Origin of the sequence: Benzoatithermus flavus, assembly GCF_037908215.1 — a bacterium.
Taxonomy (GTDB): Bacteria; Pseudomonadota; Alphaproteobacteria; order Geminicoccales; family Geminicoccaceae; genus Benzoatithermus; species Benzoatithermus flavus.
Genome location: NZ_JBBLZC010000014.1, coordinates 26,304 through 39,849 on the forward strand (window position 1 = coordinate 26,304; position 13,546 = coordinate 39,849).

Genomic DNA, 13,546 nt, shown 5'->3' on the forward strand with positions numbered 1-13,546 from the left:
CGGGCGGGCTCGCTCTCCATATGGGAAGCCGGATCCGCTTGCGGAACGGCCAGTGGGATCAGCGGTTGCTTGCGGCGAGGATCTGGGTGCCGAAGCCGTGCTCGGTGAACAGCTCGAGCAGGATCGCGTGTGGCACGCGGCCATCGAGGATGACGGCGGCCTCCACGCCGCGGTCGACGGCATCGAGGCAGGTCTCGATCTTGGGGATCATGCCGCCGCTGATGACCCCTTCCGCGATCATCCGGCGCGCATCGTCGGCCGTGATCGTCGGCAGGAAGCGCTTCTCGGCATCCAGCACGCCGCGCACGTCGGTCAGCATGAGGAGCTTTCTCGCCCTGAGCGCCCCGCCGATGGCGCCGGCAGCGGTATCGGCGTTGATGTTGTAGGTCTGCCCGTCCTCGCCGACGCCCACCGGGGCGATCACCGGGATGATGTCGGTGTTCCGGAAGACCTCGAGGAGGCCGGTGTTGATCCGCTCGGGCTCGCCGACATAGCCCAGATCCACGACCTGCTCGATGCTGCTCTCGGGATCGCGCCTGGTGCGGGTGAGCTTCCTCGCCTCGATCAGGCGGCTGTCCTTGCCCGAGATGCCGACCGCCTTGCCGCCCGCCGCCTGGATCGCGGTCACGATCTCCTTGTTGATCTTGCCGGCCAGGACCATCTCGACCACCTCGACCGTGGCCTCGTCGGTGACGCGCAGGCCGTCCACGAAGCTCGAGGGGATCTTCAGCCGGTCGAGCATGGCCTTGATCTGCGGCCCGCCGCCGTGGACCACGACCGGGTTGATGCCGACCTGCTTCAGGAGCACGACGTCGCGCGCGAAGTCGCGCGCTGCCGTCTGGTCGCCCATGGCATGGCCGCCGTACTTGATGACCATCACCGCACCCTGATATCGGCGGAGATAAGGCAGAGCCTCGATCAAGGTCCTGGCGATCGCGTGCACTTCTTGGGTGTCGGCGTCGGAGCTGGCCGTGGTCATGGCGGGGTCGTGTCCGTCGGAGGTCGGGCGAGCTTGGCGATCGCGGCGCGCAGGAGATCGATGCCCTGCTGCTGCCGCGAGCTGGTGACGATGGGATGCGGCAGCGCTGCCGCGGTCCTGGCGAGCCGGCCCTCGAGGTCGCGGACCAGCTTCGAAAGGTCGCCGCCACGGACGAGATCGGCCTTGGTCAGCACCACCTGGAACGGCACGGCGGCCTTGGCGAGAAGGTCCATGACCTCCTCGTCGACCTTCTTGAGGCCGTGCCGGGCGTCGATCAGAAGGCAGACCCGCATCAGGTTGGGGCGGCCGCGCAGATAATCGAAGACGGCCCTGGTCCAGCGCTCGACCACCTCCTTGGGCGCCTTGGCGTAGCCGTAGCCCGGCAGGTCGACGAGCGTGAGGCGGCCGCCGGCGAGATCGAACAGGTTGATCTCCTGGGTGCGGCCCGGCGTGTTCGAGGTGCGCGCGAGACCGTTCCGGCCGGTAAGCGCGTTGATCAGGCTCGACTTGCCGACATTGGACCGACCCGCCATCGCGACCTCGGGCACCATGGCCGGCGGAAGCTGCCCGAGCCGCGCCACGCCCAAGAGGAACGTGGCCGGCTGCGCGAACAGCTTCCTGCCCGCCTCGATGCTCGCAGCGTCGTCGTAGCGGTCGGGGTCGCGAACGGCCGGGACCGGCTCGGGACCTGGGGCAGCGCTCACGTCGCCTTGACACCCATGCGCTTCATGATCGCCCACTGCTGCGCGATCGAGAGCGCGTTGTTCCAGCTCCAGTAGATGACGAGGCCGGCCGGGAAGGTCGCGAACAGGAAAGTGAACATCACCGGCAGGAACTGCATCACCTTGGCCTGGGTCGGGTCGGGCGGCTGCGGGTTCAGCTTCTGCTGCAGCCACATGGTGAAGCCCATGATGAGCGGCCACACGCCGATCATCAGCATGTGCGGCGGCGTGAACGGCAGAAGCCCGAACAGGTTGAAGATCGAGGTGGGATCGGGCGCGGAGAGGTCCTTGATCCAGCCGAAGAACGGCGCGTGCCGCATCTCGATCGTGACGAACAGCACCTTGTAGAGCGAGAAGAACACCGGGATCTGGATGAAGATGGGCAGGCAGCCCGAGACCGGGTTGACTTTCTCTCTCTTGTAGAGGTTCATCAGCTCCTGGTTCATCCGGACCTTGTCGTCCCCGTAGCGCTCCCGGAGCTTCTGCATCTCGGGCTGGAGCGCCTTCATCTTCGCCATGGCCCGGTACGACCGGTCGGCGAGCGGGAAGAAGGCGGCCTTGACGAGGAGGGTCAGGATCAGGATGGCAACGCCGTAATTGCCGACGACGGCGTGCAGCCAGTGCAGGAGATAGAAGATCGGCTTGGTCAGAAAGTAGAACCAGCCGAAGTCCACGGCTCGGTCGAACAGCGGGATATTCAGGCTCTTGGCATACTGGTCGAGCAGGGTCACGACCTTGGCACCGGCGAACAGCCGGTTGGTCAGCTCGACCGTCTGGCCCGGGGCCACGGTCACGGGCGCCCCGCGATAATCCGCCTGGTAGCGGTCGCCCTCGGCCACGTGGCGGAAGCCGCCCTTGAGGGCCAGGTCCTGCTGCGGGACGAGCGAGGCCAGCCAGTACTTGTCGGTGATGCCCATCCAGCCGCCGGTGCTGTCGAACTGGACCTGCCCTTCCTTGGCGACGGCGCTGTACTTGTACTCCTGGAGCGAGCCGTCGAAGACGCCGATCGGGCCCTCGTGCAGGATGTAGTAGCCCAGCGTGTGCGGCGTGCCCCAACGGCTGACGAGGCCGTAAGGATAGAGCGTCACCGGCTTGTCGGAATTGTTGGTGACGCTCTGCTTGACCGTGAACATGTAGTCGGGGTCGAGCTCGACGCGCTTGGCGAAGCTCAGGCCCTGGCCGTTGTCCCAGCGCAGCGTCACCGGGTCCTTAGCCGTCAGCCGCTCGCCTTCGGCCTGCCAGAGCGTATCGGCACCCGGCACCGCGATCGAGGCGTCGCCCGCGACCCAGCCGAACTCGGCGAAATAAGGATTGGGGCTGCCGGGCGGGCTCAGGAGCACGATCTCGGGCGAGCCCGGGTCCACGGTCTCGTGGTAATGTGCCAGCGTCACGTCGTCGAAGCGCCCGCCCTTGAGCGCGATCGAGCCGTGCACCGTACCGTTGTCGATCCGCACGCGCGGCGACTGGGCCAGGGCCTGCTCGCGGGTCATGGGCTGGCCCGGCACCGGTGCGCCGCCCGCACCCGGAATCTGGCCCGCCGGCGCCTCGCTGCCCGGAACCACCTGGGTCGCGGCGCTGCGCTCGGCCTCGGCCTGACGCTCGCGCATCCGGGGCGCTTCGTAGAAGTACTGGAACGCGAGGATGATCCCGACCGACAGCACGATCGCGAGGATCAGGTTGCGTTGCTCGCTCATAGCGGCGGAGACTCCTAAGAGCGGCCGCGCTCGGCGGCCGCCGGCGGGACCGGGTCGTAGCCGTGCCCGCCCCAGGGATGGCACCGGCCGAGGCGTCGCACGGCGAGCCAGCCGCCCCGGACGGCGCCATGCGCGCGCAAGGCCTCGATAGCGTATTCCGAGCAAGAGGGGCAGTAGCGGCAGTTCACGCCCAAAAGTGGCGAGATCAGCCACCGATAGGCGGTGACCAGCAGCGCCAGCAGCCGGGCGGCGACGCTCACGGCCGGCTCCGGCCGAGGCGACGCCCCATCTGCTCGATGGCCGCGACGAGCTCCTGCTGCAGGAGCGGAAACGGGCAGGTCAGAGCGGCGGGACGCGCCACCACGACATAATCGTGCCCAGGACGCGCCGGTCCGGGCAGGATCCGACGGAGCGCCTCGCGCAGGCGCCGGCGCGCGCGGTTGCGGATCACCGCCCCGCCGATCTTGCGGGTGACGGTAAGACCGATGCCGACGATATCGGCGCGCTCGGGCTCGGCGCGCCGGTTTCCCTGGAGCACGAACGCGTCGCGCGGCACGCGCGGACCGCGAGCCACGGCCAGGAACTCGCTGCGACGCCGAAGACGCGTCACCTTGGGCCCGCCCGCAGGCTCGGGCCCGGTCAAGCCGACAGGCGCTTGCGCCCACGCGCACGACGGGCGGCTAGGACCTTCCGCCCCCCGTTGGTGGCCATCCGGGCGCGGAAGCCGTGCCGGCGTTTGCGTACGAGCTTGCTCGGCTGATACGTGCGCTTCACGACGAGAACCTTCGATGTTCGGAATGACGAACGGAGACGGCCCTATACGCACAAGCTGCGAGGGTGTCAAACCGTAGCCGCCCGAAAGACGCGCGGGGCGAGCCGGAGATCCGCCCCGGCATCGGCCCCCTCCCCCGATCAGCGCTCACGGGCCGGCACGCACGGCCCCGAGCGACGTGCCCCTTGGATGGAAGCCGAGGCTACCCTAAAAGAATCCGGACGGACAAGCCACGGCGTGCGCGCCGCGGCACGAGAGACGCGGCCAGGATGCGCCGAATCGCCTTGCGCCGAAGCCTGTCGGCCAAGATCCTGCTCCTCACCATCGCCTTCGTGCTCCTGGGCGAGGTGCTGCTCTATGTCCCCTCGATTGCCCGGTTCCGGCACGATTTCCTCGCCGAGCGCATCGCGGCCGCGCACCTTGCGACCCTCAATCTCTCGCCTTCGCTGCGGCTCGATCTCGACATGGACACGGTCGACCAGCTCCTGAGTCATGCCGGGGTCATCTATGTCGCGGTCTATGGCCGCGACGAGGCCATGATGCTGGGCGAGATCGCCCCTTACCAGCGCCTCGTCGACCTCAACGACCAGAGCTGGTCCACCATGATCCTGGGCGCCTTCGGCACGCTCGTCCATCGCGGCACGCGGTTCATCCGCGTGATCGGCCCCTCGCCGCAGGAGGCCGGCACCACGGTCGACATCATCATGCCGGAGGCGGCCCTGTGGGTGGCGATGATCGAATATTCCGGCCGGGTGCTCGGGCTCTCGATCGCCCTCTCGCTGATCGTCGCCGCCATGCTCTTCTTGAGCCTGCAGCGGCTGATCGTCGAGCCTCTCAAGCGGCTCGAGCAGGAGATCGCCGCTTTCCGCGACCGGCCCGAGGACAGCACGGCCGACGGCGAGCCTTCGAGCCGCGACGACGAGATCGGCGTGGTCGAGCAGGCCCTGGCCGAGATGCGCCGGAGCCTGCGTCAGGCGCTGGCCGAGAAGACGCGGCTCGCGGCGCTCGGTGCCGCCATGAGCCGGATCAGCCACGACCTCAAGAACATCCTCACCCCCGCCGTCCTGATCTCGGACCGTCTCGAGAGCAGCGCCGACCCGCAGGTCAGGAAGGTGGCGCCGCGGCTGATCGAGACGCTCGAGCGCGCGGCGCGCCTGTGCGCCGAGACCCTGAGCTACGCGAAGAGCGGCCCGCCGGCGCCGCAGCCGCAACGGGTCCGTCTGCTCCACCTGATCGAGAACGTGCGGCGCGATCTCGGCGGCAAGGAGACGGGTCCCGTCACCTGGACGATCGAGGTTCCAGACGATCTCGACCTCCTGGTCGATCCCGACCAGTTCTTCCGCCTCCTCTACAACCTCGCCCAGAACGCGATCGAGGCCATGGGCGAGAACGGCGGCGAGCTGCGCTTCACCGCCAAGCCCAGCCCGGAGATCTTCACGCTCGAAATCGCCGACACGGGCCCCGGCATTCCGACCAAGATCAAGGAGCATCTGTTCGAGCCGTTCGCGGGCTCCACCAAGCCCGACGGCAACGGGCTCGGGCTCGCCATCTGCCGCGAGCTCGTGCGGGCGCACGGCGGCGACATCGAGCTTTTGGAAACCTCCGAGCGCGGCACCATCTTTCATCTCCGTCTGCCCGCGCGTCTAGCCTTGCGTGCGGGCGGGCCCAGGAGACCTTCCATGCCCCTCGAGACCGTTGCCCGCGTCCTTCTTCCCTTCGTGCTGCTCCTGCTCGCGAGCTGCGGCGTCAAAGGTCCCGGGGTCGCCGGCTATCCGGGCCTGCAATTCCCGGTCCAGAGCTATTACGACGCGCACGCCACCGAGCAGAACTGGACCTGCAACCAGCCGCGGATGCAGGCGATCACCGGTGCTCAGGTGGTCGACGAGACGCCCGGGCGGGTGGTCATGAACATCCGCTACTACTGGTACGACGAGCAGAACACGATCGAGGAGGACAACGTCCCCTTCGCCATGCCGGCGCTGCAGCGTTGCAACGGCTGGAGCGAGCGCACCTTCACCTTCGTCAAGCGCACCGACGGCAGCCTCGCGGTCGAGAGCATGACTGGCCCGCAGCGGCGCTGAAGCCTGCACAGACGTCAGCCCTCGCGAAAAGCCTCCTTCATGCGGAAGATGCGGTCGGTGAGGTAGGAGAGAATCGTCCGCTCGCCCACCTTGAGCTCGACGTCGACCACCATGCCGGGGACCACGTCGTGCTCGCCCCGTGCGCGGCCGAGATGGTCGCGCGCGGTCACCACCGTGATGCCGTAGGCGAGCTCGCCCGTGCGCGGGTCCGGCGTGGCATCGGCGTTGACCTTTTGCAAGGTACCCTCCAGGCTGCCGTAGCGCAGATAGTCGAACGCCCGCACCTTCACGGTCGCCGGCATGCCGGGCCGGAGCCGGCCGACATCCTGATTCGCGACCCTGGCCTCGACGACGAGGCCCTCGGCGTCCGGCACGAGCTTCATCAGCGTCTCCTGCGGTGCCACCGCCTGGCCGGGGGCCGTGACCGTGATCTCCTGGACGATGCCGGGCGCCGGCGCGGTGACGACGAGATCGTCGAGCAGCGTCGCCTGCGCCCGGAGCTGCTCGGCCAGCTGGTCGCGCTCGGCCGAGACGGCCCCGAGTTCGGCCAGCACCTCGGAGCGGTGCTCCTTGTCCAGGCTGTCGAGCCGGCTCTCGCTTTCGGCCAGCGCCGAGCGCGCCGCGGCGAGCGCCGCCTCGGCCTTCGCGAGCTCGCCCTCGTTGTCGCTGAGCTGCTTTTGCACCTGCACGAGCTTCAGAGTCGGATAGAGTCCGCGCTCGTTGAGCGCCTGCACCGCTTCCTGCTGCTGCTTCAGCAGGGTCAGGCTGTTGCGCAGGCGCCCGACCTCGGCGGCCGCGGTCCTGAGCTCGTCGCGGCGGGTCTGGATCACCCGCTCCTGCGCCTCACGCCGGCTGCGCTGGGCGGCGTCGCGCGCCTCGAGCAGCGCCCGCTGCGCCGCCACGAGATCGGGCCGCGCCTCGGCCAGAGCGGGTTCGACCTCGAGCGCGCGGCCTTCGGCCTCGGCGGCGAGGCGGGCGGCCTCGATCGTGCGCATCTGCAGCCGGCCCAGGCGCTCGGCGTGCTCGCTGCGGGCGACCTCGCCATCGAAGGTGACGAGCGGCGCCCCCGCCTCGACCCGCTGGCCCTCGCGCACGTGGATCGCGACCACCCGGCCGCCGTGCGGATGGTTCACGATCTTCACCCGGCCGGCGGGCTCGACCGTGCCCGTGGCCCGGACCACCTCGTCGACCTCGGCCCAGGCGAGCCAGCCGAGAAGGGCGAGGACGAGGGCGGCGATGGTGGCGATGAGCGCTCCCGCCAGGAGCGGCAGCTTCGCGTCGAGCAGCGCCGCCGCATCCTCGGGCGGCTCTGGGACCTCGATAGCGGCATCGGCCATGCAGCGCGCTCCCGTCCGCCTACTGCACGGCCTGCAGGCCGCCGCGGGCTGCGCGCATCCTGGTGAGCGCCAAGACCTCGCCCGCCGTGCCGGTATGCACGATGCGACCCTGCTCGAGCAGGATCACCCGGTCACAGGCCTGGAGCACGGCCGGCCGGTGCGTCACGACCAGGACCGTGCGGCCACTGCCGGCGCGCTTGATGTTGGTGAGAAGATAGGCCTCGGCCGTCGGATCGAGGGCGCTGGTCGCCTCGTCCAACACCAGGATGCGCGGGTTGCGCACGATGGCGCGGGCGATCGAGACGAGCTGCCGCTGACCGAGCGACAGGCCGCTCCCGCGCTCGCCGAGCACGGTCTCGTAGCCGTCGGGCAGGCGGCGGATGAAGTCGTCCGCTCCCACGAAGCGCGCCGCGGCCACGATCCGCGCGAACGACCGGTCGGCGGCGCCCATGCCGATGTTCTCGGCGATGGTACCGGAAAAGAGCTGGACCTCCTGCGGCACCACGCCGATCTGGTGGCGGAAGGCGGCAGGCGGCAGGCTCCTGAGGTCGGCGCCATCGAGCAGCACCTGTCCTGCCTCCGGGACTTCGAGCCCGATCAGGAGCTTGGTGAGCGTGCTCTTGCCCGAGCCGGGTGGGCCGGCGATACCGAGCATGGTGCCGGGGGCCACCTCGAGGCTCACCTGCTCGAGCGCCGGCAGCTTCGCGGCCGGATAGCGGAACGTGACCGCCTCGGCCCGCAGCCTGCCCTGGACCTGGAGCCGGCTCACCGGATGCCGCCCGGCCGCCTCGGTGCGCTCGGCCAGAAGCTCGTCGAGCCGGCGCACGGCCTCGCGTGCCTGCTGGAATTGGCTCCAGGCGAGCGCCATCTGCCGCATCGGCGCGAGAGCCCGCGCCGAGAGCAGCGAGGTCGCGACGAGAGCACCGATGCTGAGCTCGCCCGCCACGATCAACCGCGCACCCAGATAGACCAGAACCAGCGCGGTGAAGTGTTGGAGCGCCTGGCCGATGCCGGCCGCGAGGTGCGCGATGCGCCCGGCCTGGAGCGCCGTCCAGACGCTGCGCACGAGATGGCGCTCGTAGCGGCGCTCCATGTCGGGTTCGAGCGCCAGAGCCTTGACGGTGAGCGCCTGCGCCACCGCCTCGCCGAGCGCCGCGCTTCTGGCGCTCGCAGCGCGGAACTGTGCTCGCTGCAGCGCGGCCTGGCGCCGCTGCGCCAGGAACGAGAGCAGGCCGAACACTGGCATGGCGGCGAGGGTCACGAGCCCCAGCACCGGGCTCAGGACGAGGAGGGCAGCGAGGAACAGGCCGACGAAGCCGAGATCGACGACGAGGAGCGGGAGCTGGCCGGTGAGGAACTGGCGCAAGGGCTCGAGCTGGCGCAGGCGCTCCAGCATGACGGTGCTGGGCGTGGCCTCGAAGCTGCGATAGGGCAGATGCAGGATGTGATGCACGAGATCGTCGCCGATCGCGGCCTCCAGCCGCGCCCCGGCATAGGTCGCCACGTAGCCGCGCAAGCACCGGAGCACGAGCTCGAAGCCGACGAGCGTCACCATACCGATCGCGAGCACATCCAGCGTGCGCAGCGCCGCGTGGCTGATGACCTTGTTGTAGACGGTCATCATGAAGAGCGGCGTGGCGAGCGCCAGAAGGTTGATCACCACCGAGGCGAGGCCGATCTGCCACAAAGCGCCTCGCGTCCGGCGTTGCAGGAGCGAGCGCCACAAGCCCGGCATCGCGCCGTCGGCATGTGCCGGGCTCGCCGTGGCGCGGACGATCCTTGCCCCGAGCTTCGCCGCCGCCGCCGGCGTGCAGGCGGAGGTGCCGCCCCGAACCGGCTCCACGAAGACGAGCTGGTCGTGGGTGCGCCCACGGACCAGCCACGCCTTGCCGGGCTCGCGGCCGATCAGGAGGAACGGCGTCGGCATGCGCGCGAGTGCCCGCCGGCTCGCGCGCCGATGCTGCAGGGCGAGACCCAGCCGGTCGGCGATTTGCCCGAGCCGGGCGAGCTCCGCTCCGCCTTTCGGCACGGCCGCGGCCATCCGCAGCTCGGCCTCGCCGAGCGGCCGCTCGAGCTGGCGGCACAGCCGGAGGAAGGCCAAGAGCAGGCTGTCGGGCCCGCGCTCGACCGGCTTGTCGGGCTCGGGTTGTTGGTGGGTCGCGGCAGCCATCCGGAACTCCCTGCGCGGAAATGGCCGACCGACGAGCAGGACCGTTAACTGATTATTTTATTTCATACCCGAGCGCAACAACCTTCGATTGAAGACACCCGATGGACCTGCCGCGTTTCCGACAGGAGATGCCGGCTAGTCCAGGGCGTAGACCAGGAACTTGAGGTAGGCGGTCTCGGGCAGCGCCGGATGGACCGGATGATCGGGACCCGCCCCGGCCGAGCGGAGCAGCCGCCCGCCCCGGCCGGCCTCGCGGATGCCGGCCCAGGTCTCGGCCGCGAACTGGTCCGGCGACACGTGATGCGAGCAGCAGCCGAGGCACAAGAATCCGGGTTCGGTCACGAGCGCCGCCGCGAGCCGCGCCAGCTTGCGATAGCCGCGAAGGCCGCTGCCGAGATCCTTCCTGCTCTTCACGAAGGCCGGCGGGTCGGCGATCACCACCCCGAAGCGGCGCTTCTCTCTGGCGGCCTCGTCGAGGAACGTGAAGGCGTCGGCGCGCTGGAAGCTGCACCGCTCGGCGCTGCCCTGGCGCGCGGCGCTCTCGGCGGCGAGCGCGAGCGCATGCGCCGAGCCGTCGACGGCGACGACGCTTTTCGCGCCGTGCGCCGCCGCGGTGAGGGCGAAGCCGCCGCAATAGGTGTAGACGTCAAGCACGGCCTCGCCGCGGCAGAGCCCGGCCGTGAACAGCCGGTTCGGGCGCTGATCGTAGAACCAGCCGGTCTTCTGGCCGCCCAGGGGATCGGCCGCGAAGGAAAGCCCGTTCTCGATGACCTCGAGCCGCGGGCCGGCCTCGCCCTTCAGCACCCGCACCTCGGCCGGCAGGCCCTCGAGCCCGCGCGAAGGCGTGTCGTTGCGGGCGATGAGCACCCCAGGGCTCAGCACCTCGTCCAGCGCCTCGACCACGAGCGGCTCGAGTGCATTCATTCCGGCCGTGTTGAGCTGCACGACCAGCGTGTCGCCGAAGCGGTCGACGACGAGACCGGGCAGCCCGTCGGCCTCGGCATGGACCAGCCGGTAGAAGGGCGCGTCGAACAGCCGCTCGCGCAGGGCCAGCGCCCTTGCGATTCGCCGGGCGATGAACGCGCGGTCGATCACGGCGTCTTTGTTGCGCGTGAGCAGCCGGGCGGCGATGAGCGAGTGCGGGTTGAAGTGCGCCACGCCCAGGATCTTGCCGGTCGGCCCCATCAGCCGGACGAGGCTGCCGGGCGGGACAGCCTTCGCGGCCTCGTCCATGCGCAGCTCGTTGGAGAACAGCCAGGGCGAGCCGTTGCGCAGACGCCGGTCCTCGCCCGGAAGAATCTTGATCGTCGGATAGCTCATCGGCATGGGTCCAAAGGCGCCGGGCCGCGGAACATCGGGCCTCGAGGCGCGTTTGGCAAGCGTGGACGACGACGGCTGCGGGTCTCGCCGGGTATCGGCTCTGCTCGCGTGGCAGATCGCCGCAGAGCCGCGTGGTCGCGTTGGCCCGCTCCGGGCCGCCATCTAGCTTCAACGATGACCGGGCAAAATCGTTTTCCGAATGCGAGTTGCGACCTGCGGTGGTGGAGACGACGGATGGTGCCCCTGCCCGGAGACCAGAACAGGACGCCGGACGAGATGTCCTTCGAGGAAATCGAGCACGAGCTGCGGACGCCCCTGGCCTCCATCCGCTCGCTCTCCGAGATCATGCGCGACTATCCCGACCTGACCGAGGATCAGCGCCGACGCTTCCTCGAGGTGCTCCTGGTCGAGAACGAGCGCCTCGCCCGCACGGTCGAGCAGCTCCTGGGCTCCATCGTGCTGCAGAAGGCCCTGAGCTAGCCGAGCTCCGCCGGAACCACCGGGCGCAGCCCCTGCCCCAGCCGCACCGGCTCGATCCGGCGGGCAAGTCCGGTCCGGTCGTCGGTCTCGACGAGGACGGCGCACAGCATGGCTTCGCCCATAGCGGGCATCAGCCGCTGACCCGGCACGTCGCTGCGCCAGCGCTGGAGCGAGCCCGCCTTGTCCATCCCGATGACGCTGTCGTAGTCGCCGGTCATGCCGACATCGGTGATGTAGCCCGTACCGCCCGGCAGGATACGGGCGTCCGCCGTGGGCACGTGGGTGTGCGTGCCCGCCACCAGCGAGACGCGACCATCCAGGAAGTGGCCGAGTGCCACCTTCTCGCTCGTGGCCTCGGCATGGACGTCGACCACGATCGCCTGCGCCGTGCCGCCGAGCGCGTGCCGCCTGAGCTCGGCCTCGAGCGTGCGGAACGGGTCGTCGTAGAGGCCCATGAACAGCCGGCCCAGCACCTGCATCACGACCACCCGCTGGCCCCTGGCCGTGCGCAGCTCGACGACGCCGCGGCCCGGCGTGCCGGGGGCGAGGTTGAGCGGGCGGATGATGCGCGGCTCGCGGTCGATGTACCCGATCAGCTCGCGCTGGTCCCAGACATGGTTGCCCATGGTGATCGCATCCGCCCCAGCGGCGAACAGCTCGTTCGCGATCGCGGCGGTGATGCCGTAGCCGCCGGCGGCGTTCTCACCGTTGACGATCGCGACGTCGAGCCGGAGCTGCGCCTTGAGCCTGGGCAGCTCGGCGATCACGCGGCTGCGGCCGGAACGGCCGACCACGTCGCCGACATAGAGGATGCGCACGGTCGCGGGAACTCCGATCAGGCTCCTAGGAGAGGCCCGAAGTGGGCCGCAGCACGACGGGCCCTTCCTCGGTGACGACGAGGTCCAAGGGCACGTCGGTCTCGTCCACGGGCACCTCCGTCACCTCCTGGCAGGCGAAGCACAAGCCCACCCGCAGCGGGGCACCCCCCGCGGCTTCGACCGCGTCGAAGGTGCGATCGTAGAAGCCGGCGCCGTAGCCGAGGCGATGACCGCGGCGGTCGAAGGCCAGAAGCGGGGCGAGCACGATCTCGGGCAGGACCGGCGGCAGCTCCGGCGGCGGCTCCATCACCCCGAACGGCCCCTGCACGAGCGGCAGGTCCGGGCTCCAGCGATGGAAGACGAGCGGCCGGCCCTTGCCCTGCATGCGCGGCAGGAGCGGCTCGGCGCCGAGCGCGTAAAGGATGTGAAGCAATGGCCGCGTGTCGATCTCCTCGGCCAGCGGCCAGAACAGGGAGATGCGCGGCCGCTCGCGGCAGGGCAGATGCCGCAGCACGTGCCAGGCGACCGCACGGCTGGCGGCGGCACGCTCCGCGTCGGTCAAGGTCGTCCGCCGTGCGCGCATCTCGCGGCGCAAGGCCCACTTGCGCTCGTCGAGCGCGACACCGTCCGGATCAGCCATCCCAGGTCCGAAAGAGAAAGTGGCGGCGCCGCCGAAGCCGTTGCGTCGTAGTCGTCCCTGGGACCTGCTACGCAGGTGGGCGCCGTGTGACGTGGCCACGACCACGACAGGGACAGCTCCCTTTGGAACGAATTAGGCCCGGGGCGATGATTGACGACGGGTCACGAACCCAGCAGCCACCGCCGACCCCCTAGTTAGGCCTTCTCGAGCGCCTCGGCAAGCTGCTCGAGTCGCACGGCGACCCGGTCGAGAGCGCTCGCCGCTTCCTCCTCGGCGCGTTTGCTGTGCTCGCCGAGTGCCGCCTTCAGCCGCTTGATCTCCTCGTAGGCATCCGACAGCTCGTCCGCGATCAAGAGGCTCGTGAGGAGCAGCGCCTTCGCATCGGAAAGCTGCCCGTGCTGCTGGGCGAGTTTGGAAGCGCAACTGTCGACATAGGCTGCGAGCCGGCGCAGCCGCGACTCCTCGCCGTCGCCGCACTGAAGCTGATGCCGGCGGCCGTTGATCTGGACATCGACCATTCCCATGGTGCCGCG

Annotated in this window: 14 protein-coding genes and 1 other RNA gene; 2 read left to right on the plus strand and 13 right to left on the minus strand. The window is 69.8% G+C overall.

The window, feature by feature from the left end; all coding sequences use genetic code 11:
• Positions 1 to 58 precede the first annotated feature (58 nt).
• Genes argB through rpmH form a run of 6 tightly spaced genes read right to left on the minus strand, consistent with a single transcriptional unit; the run spans position 59 to position 4,169 of the window.
• On the minus strand, positions 59 to 979 hold the full coding sequence (argB, locus tag U1T56_RS14490) for an acetylglutamate kinase (RefSeq protein ID WP_418160196.1): 921 nt from the start codon (positions 977 to 979) through the stop codon (positions 59 to 61).
• Complete coding sequence (yihA, locus tag U1T56_RS14495; RefSeq protein WP_418160197.1) at positions 976 to 1,683, minus strand: ribosome biogenesis GTP-binding protein YihA/YsxC; 708 nt, start codon at positions 1,681 to 1,683, stop codon at positions 976 to 978. Before yihA ends, argB begins: the two co-directional genes overlap by 4 nt.
• The gene (yidC, locus tag U1T56_RS14500; RefSeq protein WP_418160198.1) at positions 1,680 to 3,395 is read right to left on the minus strand and encodes a membrane protein insertase YidC; all 1,716 of its coding nucleotides are present in this window, start codon (positions 3,393 to 3,395) and stop codon (positions 1,680 to 1,682) included. The genes yihA and yidC overlap by 4 nt, the downstream gene beginning before the upstream one ends.
• A gap of 14 nt (positions 3,396 to 3,409) precedes the next feature.
• The gene (yidD, locus tag U1T56_RS14505; protein WP_418160199.1) at positions 3,410 to 3,655 is read right to left on the minus strand and encodes a membrane protein insertion efficiency factor YidD; all 246 of its coding nucleotides are present in this window, start codon (positions 3,653 to 3,655) and stop codon (positions 3,410 to 3,412) included.
• Positions 3,652 to 4,005: a ribonuclease P protein component gene (gene rnpA / locus U1T56_RS14510; protein WP_418160200.1), complete on the minus strand. Its 354-nt coding sequence runs from the start codon at positions 4,003 to 4,005 to the stop codon at positions 3,652 to 3,654. The genes yidD and rnpA overlap by 4 nt, the downstream gene beginning before the upstream one ends.
• Positions 4,006 to 4,034: 29 nt before the next feature.
• Positions 4,035 to 4,169 (minus strand): 50S ribosomal protein L34, encoded by a 135-nt coding sequence (rpmH, locus tag U1T56_RS14515; RefSeq protein WP_078070738.1) that lies wholly within the window; start codon positions 4,167 to 4,169, stop codon positions 4,035 to 4,037.
• A gap of 282 nt (positions 4,170 to 4,451) precedes the next feature.
• On the opposite strand from rpmH, the gene U1T56_RS14520 reads away from it, so the two are divergent.
• Positions 4,452 to 6,248: a sensor histidine kinase gene (locus U1T56_RS14520; RefSeq protein ID WP_418160201.1), complete on the plus strand. Its 1,797-nt coding sequence runs from the start codon at positions 4,452 to 4,454 to the stop codon at positions 6,246 to 6,248.
• A gap of 14 nt (positions 6,249 to 6,262) precedes the next feature.
• Here the strand turns inward: U1T56_RS14520 and U1T56_RS14525 are convergent, their stop codons facing one another.
• The 3 genes from U1T56_RS14525 to U1T56_RS14535 all read right to left on the minus strand — a co-directional run bounded on the left by U1T56_RS14525 (position 6,263) and on the right by U1T56_RS14535 (position 11,075).
• The gene (locus U1T56_RS14525) at positions 6,263 to 7,585 is read right to left on the minus strand and encodes an HlyD family type I secretion periplasmic adaptor subunit (protein WP_418160202.1); all 1,323 of its coding nucleotides are present in this window, start codon (positions 7,583 to 7,585) and stop codon (positions 6,263 to 6,265) included.
• A gap of 19 nt (positions 7,586 to 7,604) precedes the next feature.
• Entirely contained in the window at positions 7,605 to 9,755 is a 2,151-nt protein-coding gene (locus tag U1T56_RS14530) for a peptidase domain-containing ABC transporter (protein ID WP_418160203.1), read from the minus strand.
• Positions 9,756 to 9,890: 135 nt separating this feature from the next.
• On the minus strand, positions 9,891 to 11,075 hold the full coding sequence (locus U1T56_RS14535) for a class I SAM-dependent rRNA methyltransferase (RefSeq protein WP_418160204.1): 1,185 nt from the start codon (positions 11,073 to 11,075) through the stop codon (positions 9,891 to 9,893).
• Positions 11,076 to 11,309: 234 nt separating this feature from the next.
• Here U1T56_RS14535 and U1T56_RS14540 point away from each other — a divergent pair, with 234 nt between their 5' ends.
• Entirely contained in the window at positions 11,310 to 11,555 is a 246-nt protein-coding gene (locus U1T56_RS14540; RefSeq protein WP_418160205.1) for a histidine kinase dimerization/phospho-acceptor domain-containing protein, read from the plus strand.
• Here U1T56_RS14540 and U1T56_RS14545 read toward each other — a convergent pair.
• From U1T56_RS14545 to U1T56_RS14560, 4 genes are all read right to left on the minus strand, one after another.
• A complete protein-coding gene (locus tag U1T56_RS14545; protein ID WP_418160206.1) occupies positions 11,552 to 12,373 on the minus strand; it encodes a TIGR00282 family metallophosphoesterase in 822 nt (273 codons plus the stop codon). The genes U1T56_RS14540 and U1T56_RS14545 overlap by 4 nt on opposite strands.
• Positions 12,374 to 12,398: 25 nt before the next feature.
• Complete coding sequence (locus U1T56_RS14550) at positions 12,399 to 13,013, minus strand: 5-formyltetrahydrofolate cyclo-ligase (protein WP_418160207.1); 615 nt, start codon at positions 13,011 to 13,013, stop codon at positions 12,399 to 12,401.
• A gap of 21 nt (positions 13,014 to 13,034) precedes the next feature.
• Positions 13,035 to 13,195, minus strand: a non-coding RNA gene (gene ssrS / locus U1T56_RS14555) — 6S RNA.
• A gap of 12 nt (positions 13,196 to 13,207) precedes the next feature.
• Positions 13,208 to 13,537 carry a cell division protein ZapA gene (locus tag U1T56_RS14560; protein ID WP_418160208.1) on the minus strand — a complete coding sequence of 110 codons (330 nt, stop codon included), beginning with the start codon at positions 13,535 to 13,537 and terminating at the stop codon, positions 13,208 to 13,210.
• Positions 13,538 to 13,546: the final 9 nt, after the last annotated feature.

Excerpts from the sequence above, each read along its gene's own strand:
- argB (WP_418160196.1), bottom strand. The coding sequence starts at position 979 with ATGACCACGGCCAGCTCCGACGCCGACACCCAAGAAGTGCACGCGATC.
- U1T56_RS14525 (WP_418160202.1), bottom strand. The coding sequence starts at position 7,585 with ATGGCCGATGCCGCTATCGAGGTCCCAGAGCCGCCCGAGGATGCGGCG.
- U1T56_RS14535 (WP_418160204.1), bottom strand. The coding sequence starts at position 11,075 with ATGAGCTATCCGACGATCAAGATTCTTCCGGGCGAGGACCGGCGTCTG.
- U1T56_RS14560 (WP_418160208.1), bottom strand. The coding sequence starts at position 13,537 with ATGGGAATGGTCGATGTCCAGATCAACGGCCGCCGGCATCAGCTTCAG.
- U1T56_RS14540 (WP_418160205.1), top strand. The coding sequence starts at position 11,310 with ATGGTGCCCCTGCCCGGAGACCAGAACAGGACGCCGGACGAGATGTCC.
- U1T56_RS14550 (WP_418160207.1), bottom strand. The coding sequence starts at position 13,013 with ATGGCTGATCCGGACGGTGTCGCGCTCGACGAGCGCAAGTGGGCCTTG.
- yidC (WP_418160198.1), bottom strand. The coding sequence starts at position 3,395 with ATGAGCGAGCAACGCAACCTGATCCTCGCGATCGTGCTGTCGGTCGGG.
- U1T56_RS14530 (WP_418160203.1), bottom strand. The coding sequence starts at position 9,755 with ATGGCTGCCGCGACCCACCAACAACCCGAGCCCGACAAGCCGGTCGAG.